Source organism: Conchiformibius steedae (assembly GCF_014054725.1).
Lineage (GTDB): Bacteria > Pseudomonadota > Gammaproteobacteria > Burkholderiales > Neisseriaceae > Conchiformibius > Conchiformibius steedae.
Genome location: NZ_CP059563.1, coordinates 1,722,151 through 1,737,369 on the forward strand (window position 1 = coordinate 1,722,151; position 15,219 = coordinate 1,737,369).

16 protein-coding genes are annotated in these 15,219 nt (G+C 51.9%); 9 read left to right on the forward strand and 7 right to left on the reverse strand.

What is annotated here, in order from left to right:
• Positions 1-59: 59 nt before the first annotated feature.
• A complete protein-coding gene (mgtE, locus tag H3L98_RS08870; protein WP_027021705.1) occupies positions 60-1,487 on the forward strand; it encodes a magnesium transporter in 1,428 nt (475 codons plus the stop codon).
• A 109-nt stretch (positions 1,488-1,596) separates the two neighbouring features.
• Here mgtE and ttcA read toward each other — a convergent pair whose 3' ends face one another.
• Complete coding sequence (ttcA, locus tag H3L98_RS08875; RefSeq protein ID WP_027021706.1) at positions 1,597-2,517, reverse strand: tRNA 2-thiocytidine(32) synthetase TtcA; 921 nt, start codon at positions 2,515-2,517, stop codon at positions 1,597-1,599.
• A gap of 12 nt (positions 2,518-2,529) precedes the next feature.
• Complete coding sequence (locus H3L98_RS08880) at positions 2,530-2,913, reverse strand: MAPEG family protein (RefSeq protein WP_027021707.1); 384 nt, start codon at positions 2,911-2,913, stop codon at positions 2,530-2,532.
• Positions 2,914-3,084: 171 nt separating this feature from the next.
• On the opposite strand from H3L98_RS08880, the gene H3L98_RS08885 reads away from it, so the two are divergent.
• The 3 genes from H3L98_RS08885 (at position 3,085) to dusB (ending at position 5,717) form a co-directional block, all read left to right on the forward strand.
• Complete coding sequence (locus H3L98_RS08885; protein WP_027021708.1) at positions 3,085-4,311, forward strand: DUF4349 domain-containing protein; 1,227 nt, start codon at positions 3,085-3,087, stop codon at positions 4,309-4,311.
• An 11-nt stretch (positions 4,312-4,322) separates the two neighbouring features.
• Entirely contained in the window at positions 4,323-4,643 is a 321-nt protein-coding gene (gene cyaY, locus H3L98_RS08890; RefSeq protein ID WP_027021709.1) for an iron donor protein CyaY, read from the forward strand.
• A gap of 63 nt (positions 4,644-4,706) precedes the next feature.
• Positions 4,707-5,717: a tRNA dihydrouridine synthase DusB gene (gene dusB, locus H3L98_RS08895; protein WP_051532014.1), complete on the forward strand. Its 1,011-nt coding sequence runs from the start codon at positions 4,707-4,709 to the stop codon at positions 5,715-5,717.
• Between the two features lies 1 nt (position 5,718).
• Here dusB and H3L98_RS08900 read toward each other — a convergent pair whose 3' ends face one another.
• A complete protein-coding gene (locus H3L98_RS08900; RefSeq protein ID WP_027021711.1) occupies positions 5,719-6,984 on the reverse strand; it encodes an RsmB/NOP family class I SAM-dependent RNA methyltransferase in 1,266 nt (421 codons plus the stop codon).
• A 160-nt stretch (positions 6,985-7,144) separates the two neighbouring features.
• Between H3L98_RS08900 and clpX the strand changes: the two genes are divergently transcribed.
• The 4 genes from clpX (at position 7,145) to H3L98_RS11015 (ending at position 9,168) form a co-directional block, all read left to right on the forward strand.
• The gene (gene clpX / locus H3L98_RS08905) at positions 7,145-8,407 is read left to right on the forward strand and encodes an ATP-dependent Clp protease ATP-binding subunit ClpX (RefSeq protein WP_027021712.1); all 1,263 of its coding nucleotides are present in this window, start codon (positions 7,145-7,147) and stop codon (positions 8,405-8,407) included.
• An 82-nt stretch (positions 8,408-8,489) separates the two neighbouring features.
• Complete coding sequence (locus H3L98_RS08910) at positions 8,490-8,897, forward strand: hypothetical protein (protein WP_211247095.1); 408 nt, start codon at positions 8,490-8,492, stop codon at positions 8,895-8,897.
• The gene (locus H3L98_RS08915) at positions 8,894-9,040 is read left to right on the forward strand and encodes a hypothetical protein (RefSeq protein WP_156932233.1); all 147 of its coding nucleotides are present in this window, start codon (positions 8,894-8,896) and stop codon (positions 9,038-9,040) included. The genes H3L98_RS08910 and H3L98_RS08915 overlap by 4 nt, the downstream gene beginning before the upstream one ends.
• Positions 9,040-9,168 (forward strand): hypothetical protein, encoded by a 129-nt coding sequence (locus H3L98_RS11015; RefSeq protein WP_276512628.1) that lies wholly within the window; start codon positions 9,040-9,042, stop codon positions 9,166-9,168. Before H3L98_RS08915 ends, H3L98_RS11015 begins: the two co-directional genes overlap by 1 nt.
• 63 nt (positions 9,169-9,231) lie before the next feature.
• On the opposite strand, the gene accD is transcribed toward H3L98_RS11015, so the two are convergent.
• The 4 genes from accD to yajC form a co-directional block, all read right to left on the reverse strand.
• Positions 9,232-10,158: an acetyl-CoA carboxylase, carboxyltransferase subunit beta gene (accD, locus tag H3L98_RS08920; protein WP_051532015.1), complete on the reverse strand. Its 927-nt coding sequence runs from the start codon at positions 10,156-10,158 to the stop codon at positions 9,232-9,234.
• A gap of 113 nt (positions 10,159-10,271) precedes the next feature.
• A complete protein-coding gene (gene secF / locus H3L98_RS08925; RefSeq protein WP_027021714.1) occupies positions 10,272-11,207 on the reverse strand; it encodes a protein translocase subunit SecF in 936 nt (311 codons plus the stop codon).
• Positions 11,207-13,069: a protein translocase subunit SecD gene (gene secD / locus H3L98_RS08930; protein ID WP_027021715.1), complete on the reverse strand. Its 1,863-nt coding sequence runs from the start codon at positions 13,067-13,069 to the stop codon at positions 11,207-11,209. The genes secF and secD overlap by 1 nt, the downstream gene beginning before the upstream one ends.
• Before the next feature lie 87 nt (positions 13,070-13,156).
• Positions 13,157-13,492, reverse strand: coding sequence for a preprotein translocase subunit YajC (yajC, locus tag H3L98_RS08935; protein ID WP_027021716.1), 336 nt, complete (start codon positions 13,490-13,492; stop codon positions 13,157-13,159).
• Positions 13,493-13,693: 201 nt separating this feature from the next.
• Between yajC and H3L98_RS08940 the strand changes: the two genes are divergently transcribed.
• On the forward strand, positions 13,694-15,208 hold the full coding sequence (locus H3L98_RS08940) for a TolC family protein (RefSeq protein ID WP_051532016.1): 1,515 nt from the start codon (positions 13,694-13,696) through the stop codon (positions 15,206-15,208).
• The last annotated feature ends 11 nt before the right edge of the window (positions 15,209-15,219 follow it).

Here is a 15,219-nt window from a genome sequence, read left to right on the forward strand (position 1 = left end):
GATTCACCCTGTGTAAACCCTGCCGTTTGCTTCTTCCTGCGCGGCAGGCGGAGTAAACCATGTCTCACATTTCCAGCCGTATCAACGAAACCGAACGTCTTGCCGCCGATATTGAGCGCATTCACGAACTGGCCGAAACCCTGTTGCCCCACATCGGCGATGCCCCCGAAATCCCCCCCGCCAGCAGCGAAGCCGCCGAGCGTTTGTCTGCCCTAACCGCCATTTTGCACGAGCTGCACCCCGCCGACGTTGCCACTGCGCTGGAACACCTGCCGCAAAAAGAACGCGCCTTAGTGTGGGCGTTGGTCAAGCCCGAAGAAGACGGCGATGTGTTGTTGGAAGTGTCGGAAGCGGTGCGCGAAAGCCTGATTGAAGACATGGACGAAGCCGAGCTGGTGGCAGCGGTGGAAGACATGGAAGCAGACGAGTTGGCAGAACTGGCCGACAGCCTGCCCGACAAAGTCGTTGCCGAAGTGCTGAAAGATTGGGACGACGAAGAACGCGCCCAAGTCCGCGCCGCCATGTCTTACCGCGACGACCAAGTGGGCGCGATTATGGATTTTGAAACCGTCAGCGTGCGTGCTGATGTCAGTTGTGAAGTGGTGTTGCGCTATTTGCGCCGTTTTGACAGCCTGCCCGACCACACCGATAAAATCTTTGTGGTAGATGACCACGATATTTTGCAGGGCGTGCTGCCCATTCGCAAACTGCTGGTATCCGACCCCGATGATTTGGTGGAAAACGTGATGGCACGCGATATTGTCCGTTTCAGCCCCGATGACGATGCCGAAGAAGCCGCCGCCGCTTTTGAACGTTACGACTTGGTAACCGCGCCCGTTACCGATGCCGCTAACAAGCTTATCGGACGCTTAACCGTTGATGAAATGGTAGACGTGATTCGTGAAGAAGGCGAAGCCGATATGTTAAACATGGCGGGTTTGCAGGAAGAAGAAGACCTGTTTGCCCCCGTGTTAAAATCGGTGCGTAACCGCTGGTTTTGGCTGGCGGTCAATTTGGGAACGGCATTTGTTGCCAGCCGCGTTATCAGCCATTTTGAACACACCATCGCCCAAATTGTCGCCTTGGCAGCACTGATGCCGATTGTGGCGGGCATCGGTGGCAATTCAGGCAACCAAACCATCACCATGATTGTCCGTGCCATGGCAATGGGGCAACTTTCAGGCATTCAGGCGCTGCATTTGCTGAAAAAAGAAATCGGCGTGGCACTGGTAAACGGAATGGTGTGGGGCAGCGTGATGGGCGTGATTTCCTACCTGCTCTACCACAATACGGGCATTGCGCTGGTGATGGTCGCCGCCATGACGCTCAACCTGCTGCTCGCGGCACTGCTGGGCGTGCTGATTCCCGTTACCATGGAAAAACTCGGCAAAGACCCTGCCCTAGGCAGTTCGGTATTGATTACCGCCGTAACCGATTCGGGCGGATTTTTGATTTTCTTGGGTTTAGCAAGTTTATTCTTGATTTAACCATAGTTGATTAAAATCGCAACAATACCGCGTTGCTCTCGTTTTTATTTTCATCAACTATAAACAACACGCGCCAAATGTATACATTGGCGCGTGTTTTTACCATGATTTATTTGGGTTTATTGCCCAAAATATTGATTACCTTGCGCGGTGGCGCATCGGCTGCGCCGCTGCCGTGAAACGCAGCAGGCACAGTTTCGCGGTCAAACGCCGTATCGCCGCCGTGCCGCAACGCCTGTCCGCGCTGCAATCCCGAAAAATCAAACAGTTCCGTATCCGCCAAATGCGAAGGCACCACATTTTGCAGCGCCGAAAACATACTCTCAATCCGCCCTGGAAAACGCCTGTCCCAATCGTTCAGCATTTCCTTAATCACCTGCCTTTGCAAATTGGGCTGCGAACCGCACAAATTACACGGAATAATCGGAAACTGCTTCACTTGGGCATAACGCGCCAAATCCTTTTCTTTACAATAGGCTAAGGGACGGATAACAATGTGTTCGCCGTTGTCCGACACCAGCTTGGGCGGCATCGCCTTCAGCTTGCCCCCGTAAAACATATTTAAAAACAAGGTTTCCAAAATATCATCACGGTGATGTCCCAGCGCGATTTTGCTGCAACCGTGTTCTTTTGCCACGCGATACAGCACGCCGCGCCGCAAACGGCTACACAGCGAACATGTGGTTTTGCCTTCAGCAATTACCCGTTTCACCACCGAATAAGTGTCTTCTTCCACAATATGATACGGCACGCCGATGCTGTCCAGATAATCGGGCAAAACGTGTGCGGGAAATCCGGGCTGTTTTTGGTCCAAATTGACTGCCAACAGCTCAAAATCCACGGGCGCAGACGCTTGCAGATGGCGCAAAATATCCAATAGCGCGTAACTGTCTTTCCCACCCGACAGGCACACCATGATTTTGTCGCCGTTTTCAATCATATTGAAATCATTAATCGCATCGCCCACGGCGTGGCGCAGGCGTTTGTGCAATTTATTGTTTTCCAGTTCGGTTTTGCTTTTTTCAGACATGGTATTAACCGCTTAAAACGCAGCCAAAAACAGAGCAATAATGCTCAACAAGCCCACAGCAAAGCTCACACTACGCAGCAGGGCTTGGTCTTTAATATAAAAATAAATAAAGGCAACACGGCTGCACACAAAGACGAATGCCCAAAAATTCATCACGCCCTGCGCGGCTTCGCCCGTGGCGTGGGCAATAATTACTGCTGCGGCAAAGGCGGGGAAAATTTCATAGCTGTTTTGTTGGGCGGCGTTGGCACGGGCAGCCGCGCCTTCGGCTTTGGCAAGGAATTCACGCGGATTGCGATTGTCTGCCACGGTAAAACCCGAAGCTTTTTTGGCGTAAACCGCGCAAAACAAGGGCAAAAAAATGGCGAAAAATACACAAAAATAGGCAAAAGTCATGATTTAGCTTCCTGAAAATAAAAAAGTTCCAACACTGCGACAACAGTCGGAAAGGCGATTATAGCGGATATTGGCGCAATATTCGCCGATAAATCCGATACACGGCAAAAGATTTGGTATAATTTGGACGATGTGCGTTTTCGGTACGTCCGAAAACAAAAGAGGTTTGTTATGGAAAAAATCCGAAATTTATTATTTTGCGGCGGTTTGTCGCTGTTGCTGGCAGCGTGCGGCGGTCAGCCTGTGGAAGACCGTCTTGACCACACTGCACTGCCCGCCGCCGCCAGCGACCCCAATGAATACAACTACCTGACTTCGGCAACTTTTCCGTTTGACGGGCAGCAGCAGCTGAATGCGTCTGATGCAAGCATCCCGCATGTTCCCATGCAGGACAAAATCACCAAAGCCGATTTAACGTTTGAAACAGAAGATGTACGTACCGTTGCAGTAGAAATCGCCAAGCTGACCTACCAATACCGCGGTATTGTGGCGGACAACCGCATTTTTTACCTCAACGACCCCGCCCAACACTACAAACACAGCGAAGGCAAAACGCTGGAACTGACCCGTTACAGCTACAAAGCCGATATGGTGGTGCAGATTCCGCGTGAACAAACCCAAAACTTTTTGATTGCCATTCAAAAATACATGACGGTTTTGAAAAGCGAAGTCAAAACCACTCAAGATTTGCTGACCGATATGCGCCTCAAAGCCCTGTTTAATGCCTATCAAAAACAGCAGGCAGACGCCACGGCACAGCACGAACCGCTGGTAGAGGAAGCCTCACTGCCCCAGCTGCCGTCCCCACAAAACGGCTTGGCAATACAACAGCAGATTTCATTGGCAGAAGCCGCGTCTGCAGTTGCCGCTTCGCTGCCTGCCGCCGTTACCGAAAACACCGTGCTGACGGCTCAAGCCGCCGCACCTGCCCCGTCCAAATGGAAATACCAAAACGAATTTGACACCCTGCAACGCCGTTATTGGCAAGACAAAATCCGCTTTGCCACCATTTACCTGCACTTTTCCCAGCCCATTAGGGTAGACAGCAGGGTATTGCCCAACACCAATCTTGACACGCTGGTTGGGCAGTACCGCCCTGGTTTCGGACATCAGCTTGCGCCCATGTTTCGTGAAGGCTGGAGCGGCTTTTTAAGCGTGGTTTTATTTTTTATCGGCGTGTGGCCCTTGGCATTGGGTCTGCCTTTGGTGTGGCTGGGCTGGAAACGCTGGCGACAATCGGCAGGTGCTGCCGCAGCCGAAGAAGAAGCCATGTTGGACGAACCCTTCCGCCTGCCCGATACCCACCGCGAACCCGATGAAACACACCCACACCGCGAAGCCCACCACCGCAGACCGCGGCGGCGTTCGTATTTTGATGACGATGACGACGATTTTTAAGAAAGCCCGCCATGACCGAAACCGAATTTTTACAACATTCCGATGCCCTGTTTGCCCATATTGAAGATGCCATTGACGAAGGCGGCTGGGATTTGGATTGCCAACACAGCGGCAATGTACTGACCATTGAAGCCGATGATGGCACACAAATTATTGTTAACCGCCACACCCCCAATCAAGAATTATGGATTGCCGCCAAAAGCGGCGGTTATCATTTTTCCCGCCAAAATAATAGCTGGTTGGCAACACGCGACGGCAGCGAATTTTTCGCCGTACTCAGCCGCGTATTGGGCGAAGCCTGCGGCGAAACGGTTCGCATTACTGCCCCGTAATGCCGATATTTTGATTATTCAGGCATATCTGACAAGATGTGCCTGATTTTTTATTGAACTATTATGAACACACAGCCATCAGCGCCAATATCGGTTAAAGATGCCATCAAACAAGCACGGGTCTTGCTTGCCCCCATGGCAGGAATCACAGATAAACCAATGAGAATATTGGCAAAAAAATTCGGTGCAGATTGGGCAGCAAGCGAAATGATTACCGACAATCCCAGCCTGCGCCACACCCGCAAAACCCTCAGCCGCAGCGACCACACAGGAGAAAGCGGCGTCATTGCCGTACAAATTGCGGGCAGCGACCCACAACAAATGGCGCAAGCCGCTCAATACAATGTCGCCAACGGCGCACAAGTCATTGACATCAACATGGGTTGTCCCGCCAAAAAAGTGTGTAATGTATTGGCAGGCAGTGCCTTGTTGCAAAATGAAAAATTGGTAGAACAGATTTTAACCGCCGTAGTGGGCGCGGTAAACGTTCCTGTAACCCTGAAAACCCGTTTGGGCTGGGACGACCAACATCAAAACCTACCCACCATTGCCCGCATCGCCGAACAAGCAGGCATTGCCGCGCTGGCGGTACACGGGCGCACGCGCACGCAAATGTATCTCGGCGAAGCATCATACGATTTAATTGCAAAAGTAAAACAACAGATTGACCTACCCGTTTGGGTAAACGGCGATATTGATTCCCCGCAAAAAGCAGCGGCGGTGTTGGCACAAACGGGCGCAGACGGAGTGATGATAGGACGGGCAGCACAGGGCAATCCGTGGTTGTTCGCACAAATCAAATATTTTTTTGCCAACAAGCAATTACCCCCGCCGCTGCCCTTCCAGCAAGCCTGCGAAACCGTGTTGGCACATTTACGCGCCATCCACGATTTTTACGGCGAAACGGCAGGGGTACGCATTGCCCGTAAACACATAGGCTGGTATGTGGCGCGACTGCCCGATGGCGAAATTTTCCGCAAAGCATTCAATCAATTGGATTCAGCAGCAGCACAACAGGACGCATTGGCAGCATTTTTGGCGCAACAGGCAACACACCATGAATTTTGGCATTGAATCAGGCGGTTTTGCGTTCAAACACAGCGGCAAAAAAACCGTCTGTGCCGTGTTGTTCGGTATTTAATTTCAAATACATACCCGTATCCAAATCAATTTTTTGCGCTTTTAACAGGGCAGCGCAGTCCACCGCAACAAAATCAGGGTGTTCCGCCAAAAAGCGTTCTGCCTGCGCTTCGTTTTCTTCGGGCAACACGCTGCAAGTGGCATACACCAAACGCCCGCCCACACGCACCAGCTCGGCAGCAGCATTTAGGATACTGTGTTGTTCTAAAATCAAATTATTTACCGTAGCAGCAGATTGACGGTATTTTAAATCGGGATTGCGCCGCAGCGTTCCCAAGCCCGAACAGGGCGCGTCCACCAACACGCGGTCGGCTTTGCCGCGTAAACGGGCAATGCGCGGGTCGCGCTCGGAACTGATGCGTTCGGGGCTGATATTGGTCAAACCTGCGCGGGTCATGCGCGGTTTCAGTTTTGCCAATCTTTTTTCTGATACATCAAAAGCATAAATTCGCCCTGTATTGGCGGTTTGTGCACCGATGGCAAGGGTTTTTCCGCCGGCGCCTGCGCAAAAATCCACCAGAATTTCGCCACGTTTTGCACCCACCAAACACGCCAACAGCTGACTGCCTTCGTCCTGCACTTCCAACGTGCCGTCTAAAAACAGCGGATGGCGGTTGAGTGCGGGTTTGTCGTGCAAACGGATACCGTGCGGCGCATAAGGCGCAGCTTGGGCATCGGCAAACTCGTTTTGCAATTGCACCAATATCTTATCGCGCTTACCTTTTAAAGTATTCACGCGCAAATCCAAAGGCGCACCACGGCACACGCTGCGCCCGAATGCCAAAATTTCTGCTTCAGAAAGATGGGCTTGCAATTGCAAAATCAACCATTCGGGCAATTCGGCAGCGGTGTTTAACTGTGCGGCAAATTCGCTTTTGCGGGCTTTCAAACGGCTTAAAAATTCGCGCTCGCCTTCGTCTAACACGCTGTCTAATTGGCTGATATTGCAAGCGCGTCCCAATATCAAAGCAGCCAGCGCGGCACGGCGTGAATCTTCCGCAGGCTTGGGCAACACGGCGTTGATTTTTTGATAATGGCGCAAAGCAGCAAACGCAGTTTCGGCGATTTCGCGGCGGTCGTTGCGCCCCAATTTAGGATGACGGCGCAAATACGCCGATAAAACGGCATCGGCAGGCTGGGAAAAGGTCAGCATCTGCGCCAATACAGCGGCGCAATGGTTTAATTGAACAGGGCTTAACATGGCAAAAACAGGCACAAAAGCGCGGATTGTAACGGCAATCGCCGTCAAAACCAAGAACGGCAGCCGTTTGCCGCCGTACGGAAATTGAATTTTTCCGCACCCACGCTTATACTTGCCTATTTTGTCTGCGCCCTGTGGCGCGAATCGGAATGCACCCCTTATGTTGAAAAAAACCCGTTATTGCTCGTTTTGCGGTCAGGCAGAACACGAAATCAAACATTTGGTTGAAGGTAATGAAGACCATATTTTAATTTGTGACGAATGTATTTTAGACAGCGCGGAAATAATGGGTCTCAAACCCGCTGCGCCAGCCGCCGCCGAAGACACAGTTACCGAAGTACCCGACAACAGCCACCTGCCCACCCCGTCTGAAATCGTTGCCCAGCTCAACGACCACGTTATCGGTCAGGAAACCGCCAAAAAAGCCCTTGCCGTAGCCGTGTACAACCACTATAAACGTCTGCGCCATCCGCAAGAAGACGGCAAAGTGGAATTGTCCAAATCCAATATTCTGCTGATTGGTCCGACAGGTTCGGGCAAAACCCTGTTGGCGCAATCGCTGGCGCGTAAATTAAACGTCCCCTTTGCCATGGCAGACGCCACCACGCTGACCGAAGCAGGCTATGTGGGCGAAGATGTGGAAAGCATTGTCACCAAATTGCTGGTGAATTGCGACGGCGATGTCGATAAAGCCCAACGCGGCATTATTTATATTGACGAAATTGACAAAATCTCACGCCGCAGCGACAGCCCGTCCATTACCCGCGACGTGTCGGGCGAAGGCGTACAACAAGCCTTGCTGAAACTGATTGAAGGCACAGTGGCAAACGTTGCACCGCATGGCGGACGGCGCAGCCCCGACCAAAAATTGGTTGCCGTGGATACCAGCAATATTTTGTTTGTGTGCGGCGGCGCATTTGCGGGATTGGAAAAAGTGATTCGCCAACGCACCGAACAAGGCGGCATCGGCTTTGGCGCACAGGTTCACAGCAAAGACGACAATGCTGACATTACTGAATTATTCCAACAGGTTGAACCCGAAGATTTGATTAAATTCGGTTTGATTCCCGAGCTTATCGGACGTTTGCCCGTTATCGCCACCTTGGAAGAACTGGACGAAGAAACGCTGGTGCATATCTTAACCGAGCCGAAAAATGCCCTCGTCAAACAATATCAAGCCCTGTTTGGCATGGAAGGCGCGGAATTGGAAATCACCCCCGCCGCCCTAAAAAGCATCGCCAAACTGGCAATGAAGCGCAAAACAGGCGCGCGCGGTTTGCGTTCGCTGGTAGAAAAAGCCCTGCTAGAAACCATGTACGCCCTGCCCGATAACAAAAACGTGGCAAAAGTGGTGGTAGATGCCGATGTGGTCGAACAAGGCGTTCAACCCAAATTATTGGATAAAAACTGCAATACCGTTTAATATGGCAATACGCTTTGAAACGGCGGAAGATAACGGCATTGTTTACCATTTTGCCGACTTCCGCGTTGCTAATATTGATTATATGGCTGTTTTTTCTGACGATGCCGCTACCCTGCTGTATTTTCAAGAAGAGGAAACTTTAGCCCATTTGATGCGCGGCAAACGGGTTTATTCCATAAAATTTGCAGTAAAATCCTATTTGGAACAAGGCAATGAGGACTTATACGCCCCACCGCCCGCACACGGCTTCGGCAAAACGGAAATCATTGCCTTAAAAAAGCAACTGGAACAATTGGTTTGGGCGCATTATCAACAGTTTCAGCCCGATGCTTATTTATTTGTGGCAGAACGCCCATCGCTCAAGCGCATGTATCAAAAAATGTGTACCCATTTAAATAATGATATGTTAGACTTTGTTCCGATTATGAATTTGGGCGAGTATCAAGATTGCTTTTTTATTCAAACCCCTCATTATCAGGAGGCATCATGACTGATACGGAAAACCGCAAACTGTCTGCCGCCGAATGGAAACGCCGCCAATTGCAGGCTTTTCGTGCGGCTTATCAGAAAAAGCAGGCGGCAGCCAAATGGTCCGATTCTTCTCTTTCAACTACGCAAAAGGAAATAAAATAATGAAACGCTTGGGTTTATTGGTATTTTGCTGCGCCATTTTGGGCGCGTGTGCGGCAAACGGCGGTCAAGGCAATACGCAAATGTACGGCGAAATCAGCGGCGGTGTAGAAAGCAGCAAATCTTTTTAAATTGACGGCTAACATACCATAACAAAACAGTCTTTCCGAATTAGGGAAAGACTGTTTTTGCTTTTAGATATCTGCTTCAGTAAGCGGCGGTTCGGACGGTGCATCGTCCTTGCAGCAGGCATTTGACGGCTGGGGCTGCGGCAGATTTTGCAGCAGGCACAGCAGTTGCGCCAAACGGTTTTTTAACTCGCGGCGGTCGACAATTTGGTCAATCGCGCCTTTTTTCAGCAGAAATTCGGCACGTTGAAAGCCCTCTGGCAAGGTTTCGCGCACGGTTTGTTCAATCACACGCGGACCCGCAAAACCAATCAACGCATTGGGCTCAGCCAGCACCGCATCGCCCAAAAAGGCAAAACTGGCAGACACCCCACCCATGGTCGGGTCGGTCAGCACCGAAACAAACGGCAGCTTGCGTTCCGACAACAAATGCAGCGCAGCAGAGGTTTTTGCCATTTGCATCAATGAGTTTAAGCCTTCCTGCATCCGTGCCCCGCCCGAAGCCGCCACGCAGATAAAAGCACAATTTTTTTCTACCGCACGGCGCACGCCCTGCACAAAACGCTCGCCCACCACCGAACCCATAGAACCACCGATAAAGCGGAATTCAAACACCGCCACCACCGCAGGCACGCCGCAGATTTTGCCTTCCGCCACCACCAGCGCATCTTCTTCGCCCGTGCTTTTGCGGGCAGCACTCAAACGGTCGGGATATTTTTTGCTGTCTTTAAACTTCAAAATATCAATGGGTTTGATATGAGCAGCAATTTCTTCACTGTCGTTTTCGTCAAACAGCATCGCCAAACGCTCACGGGCATTGATGGCGTGATGATGGTTGCATTTGGGGCAAACGTGATGATTGTTTGCCAGCTCGGTGGTGTACAGCGTGGTACCGCAAGCGGCACATTTGCTCCACAAGCCTTCGGGAATGGCGGATCTGCCGTTGTCTTCGCGTTTGATTTTTGGGGGCAGGATTTTGTCCAACCAGCTCATAGCACGCTCCTTCTGGGAAATTGGCTGCGATTATACCCTGAAAGTTTCATTTTAGAACTTATATTCTTATAACTGTTTCCCCCTGCGCCCAACACAGGGGGAAAACCTTGCCTTTACACCACCACTTCTTCTTTTTCCTGCTGCTGCTTCACAATATTGCTGCGGTTTAATCCAAACATCAGCAATAAAGGACTGGCCACCAGCACCGAAGAATAAATACCGAACACAATCCCGATGGTCAATGCCAGCGCAAAGCCTTCCAACGCCGCGCCGCCAAACACCAGCATGGAAATCACCATTGCTTCGGTAGAGCCGTGGGTAATCACTGTGCGCCCCATGGTGGCGGTAATCGCATTATTGATGATGTCTGGCACTGAACGGTTACGCATGGAACCTTTGCGGAAGTTTTCACGGATACGGTCAAACACCACCACCGATTCGTTTACCGAATAGCCCAGCACCGCCAACACACCCGCCAATACCGTCAGCGAAAATTCCCATTGGAAAAAGGCAAAACAGCCCAAAATAATAATCACGTCGTGCATATTGGCAATAATCGCCGATACCGCAAAACGCCATTCAAAGCGCATCGCCAAATACACAATAATGCCAATAATCACCATGCCCAATGCCAGCAAACCATTGCTGACCAGCTCTTCACCCACAGACGGACCAATAAATTCCACCTGCCGCAACGACACATCCGAGCTGTCTTTTTTCAGCACATCCATTACGCGGTTGGACAACTGCGCGGACGACACATCGGTTTTATTGGGCAGACGAATCATAATGTGTTTGTTCGTACCCAAAGCCTGTACCTGAATTTCGCCCAAACCGAGGCTTTCCAAGCTGTGGCGCACGTCGTCCAGCTTCGCACCCTGCTGGTATTCCACTTCCATCAGCGTACCGCCAGTAAACTCAACCGAATAGTTCAGCCCACGTGTTACCAGAAAAAACACCGATAAAATAAAGGTGACCAAGGAAATAAACGTGGTGAGTTTGCCATAACTCATAAACGGGATGTCCCGTTTGAATTGAAACAGTTCCATTATGATTCCTTTTCTGCGGTGTCAAAGTCGCGGTCCAGCACAGGCGGATAAGACACGCCGATAGACAGTTTTTTCAGTTTGCGGCGGCGACCGTACCACAGATTCACCAAGGCACGCGATACCACAACCGAAGAATAAATGGACGTGATAATACCCAAGCAATGCACAATGGCAAAACCGCGCACAGGTCCTGAACCGAAAATCAGCAGGGCAATACCCGCAATCAGCGAAGTCAGGTTAGAGTCCAAAATGGTGTCCCAAGCGTGGTCGTAACCTTCTTTAATCGCCACTTGCGGTTTTTGACCGTTACGCAGTTCTTCGCGGATACGCTCGTTAATCAATACGTTCGAGTCAATCGCCATACCCAAAGTCAATGCCATCGCGGCAATACCCGGCAGGGTAAGCGTGGCTTGCAATGCTGACAAAATAGCAAATAAGAACAGCAGGTTGGCGCTTAATGCCACAGTGGAAAACACACCGAACAAGCGGTAGTAAATCACCATAAACACCGCTACGGCAACAAAACCCCACACGGTGGAATCAATACCTTTTTTGATGTTTTCCGCGCCCAAAGACGGACCGATGGTGCGCTCTTCCACAATTTCCATCGGCGCAGCCAGCGAACCAGCACGCAGCAGCAGGGAAACGTCGTGGGTTTCGGCGGGGGTAAAGCGTCCGGTAATCTGTACACGCCCGCCGGTAATGGGCTCGTTGATTTGCGGGGCGGTAACGATTTCGGATTTGCCTTGGTCAATCAATACCATCGCCATGATTTTGCCTTTATTGGCGGTGGTCAGGTCGGCAAAAATCGCTGAACCTGTGCTGTCCAAATTGATATTGACGGCGGGGCTTTCGTGTTGGTCAAAACCCGCTTGGGCGGAATTGATGTTGTCGCCCGTCAGTTCTACTTGTTTGCTGACCAACATGGGGTATTTTTCGCTGCCCCCGCTGTACAGCAGTTCGTAACCGTCAGGCACATTGCCTGCCAGTGCCTGCTGCAACTGCACGGGGTCGTCCAATACCAAACGCACTTCCAAAGTGGCGGTACGCCCGATAATGTCTTTGGCTTTGGCGGTATCGGTCATGCCCGGAAGCTGCACGACAATGCGGTCTGCGCCTGCCTGCTGAATCACAGGCTCGGACGTACCCAATTCGTTTACGCGGTTGTGCAGGGTGTTGATGTTTTGCTTGACGGCATCTTTACGCATTTGTGCCAGCAACTCTTCGGGCAACACCAGCTTTAAGTTGCGCCCTTCTGCCGACAATTGCACGCCTTCCAGCAGACGGGTCAGCTCGGGCAGGGCTTTGTTCAGGTCGCTTTCGTCTTGAAAGGGAATGGTGAGGCTGTTGCTTTGTTTTTGAATCGTGCCGCTGCGGATTTTGAGTTTGCGTAATTCGCGGCGCACGTCGCCTGCATAGCGGTCAAGCGTTTTTTCCAAGGCGGCTTTCATGTCCACCTGCATGGTAAAATGCACACCACCGCGCAAATCCAAGCCTAAAAACATGGGGTTGGCATTGATTTTGCTCAACCACTCGGGGCTGTTGGAAATTTGGTTCTGCGCCACGATGTAGCCTTCGCCTAAAGCAGCATCAATGGCATCACGGGCGCTGATTTTGTCGGCATCAGACACGCGCACTTTCAGGCTGCCGCCAGCAATAAACATGCCGCCGTGCGGAATTTTGGCTTTTTCCAGTGCCTGTGTAACTTGGTTTTGGGTCTGCTCGTTGATTTGAAGGGACTGGCGGTTGGTGGAAATCTGAATGGCGGGGGTAACACCGTAAAAATTGGGCAAGGTATAAACCAAAGCCAATGCCACGGTAAACGCAATCAGCAGGTATTTCCAAAGCGGATAACGGTTCATAAGGCAAGCCTTTAATGGCAAACGGAAAATAAATAAAGCGGTACGCGCTTTCAGGCGTGCTGAAAACGCATACCGTTCCAACGGGGCTTATTCGGCTTTCGGGGCTTCGGCAGCGGCTTCCGCACCTTCAGGCGCTTTGGCGGCGATGGCGTTACGCGCCACTTCCACCTGTACGCCCTTTGCCAGCTCGATGGTAAACACGTTTTCGCCTGGTTTAACCACTTTGCCGTACAAGCCCGAACTCAACAGCACGCGGTCGCCTTTTTTCAGCTCGCTAATCATGGCTTGGCGGTTTTTTTCCTGCTTTTGCTGCGGACGAATCATCATAAAATACATCAGGGCAAAAATACCAATCCACGGCAAAATCGCCATCCAAGTGTTCGGCTGCGCGGCAGCATCGGCGGCGTGGGCAAATTCAATCATCGTGATTCCTTACTTCGGATAAAACAAAACAAATATTTTAACAGAGTCGGCATATTCGGGAAACCACGGCAACAGCAGCGAGTTTGTGCCAAGTACGCGCAGAACGGCGGCAATTTGCGCTAAAATAGCAAACCTGCGGCGGTTGCCTCTGCTACTGCCCAAACTTTTGCCGCCAAAGCCAAAATCTAAAGTACCCACGCCATGATGACACCGATGCGCCTAATCCCTTCCGCCCTGCTGCTGGCTGTTGCGCCCGCTGCCGCACAAAACCTGCAACAAGTCCTGCAAAACGCCCTACGGAACGACCCCGCCGTCTTGGAAGCCCAAGCCGATGCCGCCGCTGCCGAAAGCGACGTGGACATTGCCCGCGCCGGACACCAGCCCGTCATCACCCTAACGGGTTCGCAAACCCTGCTGCAAAAACAACGTTATAACAACCGCAAAGCCCGTTTCAACCCCGGTGTGCAAGCCACCTTAAATCTGTATTCGTGGGGCGCGGTGGAAAGCCGAATCAGCCAAAGCCGTCACCGTTTGGGCTATTACCGCCACAAAGCCAACGAAGTCAGCGACACCGTCGGTCAGGAAATCGGCGCGCTGTATCTGTCTGCCCTACGCGCCAAAGAACTGATTAGCGCCGCCCAACACAACCTCAAACGCCATCACGCCATTATTAAAGATTTACAAATCATTACCCGCCACGACAAAGGACGGCTGTCGGAACTGGTACAGGCACGCGCCCGCGCCTTGCAGGTAGAATCGTATTTGGCAGAGCAAACCCGTTTGCTGGAATTGGGCTTGAGCCGTTTGGGAAAATACACCGGTAACCGCATTGCCCCGCAGCATTTGCGCGACCCCTTTGTCCGCGACACTCCCGACAGCCTGATTCAGCGTTACCGCAACCGTGATTTGGCATCATTGCCCAGCTATCGCGCACAAGCCGCCGAGCGTGAAAGCGTGTTGGCAGAAGGCAACACCCGCAAAGCCTCACGCTATCCCGGCATCAACCTGATTGCCAACGCCAGCCGCGACAACCGCGAAATCTACATCAGCCTGTCGTGGGACGCCTACAACCCCGCCGCCGCTGCCGAAGTGGAAAAAAGCGCCCACACCCTTGCCGCCGCCGAAGCCAAAATGGATGCCGTTTTACGCGACAGTGCCGAACGCAGCCGCAGTGCTGAAGTGGATATGCGCCAGAGCCTCAAACGCGCCGCCATCGCCCAACAGCAAATCGCCGCACAAAAACAAGTGGTTAAAGCCTATGAATTGCAATTTAAAATTGCACGGCGCACCCTGTTGGACGTATTAGACGCCTATTCCGATTTGTCGTCTATTGAATTGGCGGAAGTATCGGCGCAAAACGATTTTCGTGATGCCGCGTGGAATTATTTGGCGGCGCAAGGTGCGTTGGTCAAATGGGCAGGCGTATCTGCCTCATTACCTGCGGCGGCGGAAGCCCTATCTGTTGCGCCCGAACAACAGGCACACCGTTCCAAGCATTTGATACCCGCACCGCGCACCCCCGACAGCCAACGTTTCCGCGACCGCGCTTGGCTGTATCCCACCGCACAACGCGCCCGCCAGCTCGCCCAATCCGCACAGAAAAAACCACACCGTTACCGCGACCGCAGCCCCATTATCCGCAGCCATGCCCCCATATTAAGCGTGGGCGCAGAAGCCGTCTTTACCCCCACCGCCGTCCAAGCCAAAACTTTCTAGAAAGTCCCATT

Coding starts and splice junctions, on each gene's coding strand:
- secD (WP_027021715.1), bottom strand. CDS start 13,069: ATGAACCGTTATCCGCTTTGGAAATACCTGCTGATTGCGTTTACCGTG.
- H3L98_RS11015 (WP_276512628.1), top strand. CDS start 9,040: ATGAAACGCTTGGGTTTATTGGTATTTTGCTGCGCCATTTTGGGCGCG.
- yajC (WP_027021716.1), bottom strand. CDS start 13,492: ATGATTGAATTTGCCCACGCCGCCGATGCTGCCGCGCAGCCGAACACT.
- H3L98_RS08880 (WP_027021707.1), bottom strand. CDS start 2,913: ATGACTTTTGCCTATTTTTGTGTATTTTTCGCCATTTTTTTGCCCTTG.
- H3L98_RS08885 (WP_027021708.1), top strand. CDS start 3,085: ATGGAAAAAATCCGAAATTTATTATTTTGCGGCGGTTTGTCGCTGTTG.
- ttcA (WP_027021706.1), bottom strand. CDS start 2,517: ATGTCTGAAAAAAGCAAAACCGAACTGGAAAACAATAAATTGCACAAA.
- H3L98_RS08915 (WP_156932233.1), top strand. CDS start 8,894: ATGACTGATACGGAAAACCGCAAACTGTCTGCCGCCGAATGGAAACGC.
- secF (WP_027021714.1), bottom strand. CDS start 11,207: ATGGAACTGTTTCAATTCAAACGGGACATCCCGTTTATGAGTTATGGC.
- mgtE (WP_027021705.1), top strand. CDS start 60: ATGTCTCACATTTCCAGCCGTATCAACGAAACCGAACGTCTTGCCGCC.
- H3L98_RS08940 (WP_051532016.1), top strand. CDS start 13,694: ATGATGACACCGATGCGCCTAATCCCTTCCGCCCTGCTGCTGGCTGTT.
- H3L98_RS08900 (WP_027021711.1), bottom strand. CDS start 6,984: ATGTTAAGCCCTGTTCAATTAAACCATTGCGCCGCTGTATTGGCGCAG.
- cyaY (WP_027021709.1), top strand. CDS start 4,323: ATGACCGAAACCGAATTTTTACAACATTCCGATGCCCTGTTTGCCCAT.
- H3L98_RS08910 (WP_211247095.1), top strand. CDS start 8,490: ATGGCTGTTTTTTCTGACGATGCCGCTACCCTGCTGTATTTTCAAGAA.
- accD (WP_051532015.1), bottom strand. CDS start 10,158: ATGAGCTGGTTGGACAAAATCCTGCCCCCAAAAATCAAACGCGAAGAC.
- dusB (WP_051532014.1), top strand. CDS start 4,707: ATGAACACACAGCCATCAGCGCCAATATCGGTTAAAGATGCCATCAAA.
- clpX (WP_027021712.1), top strand. CDS start 7,145: ATGTTGAAAAAAACCCGTTATTGCTCGTTTTGCGGTCAGGCAGAACAC.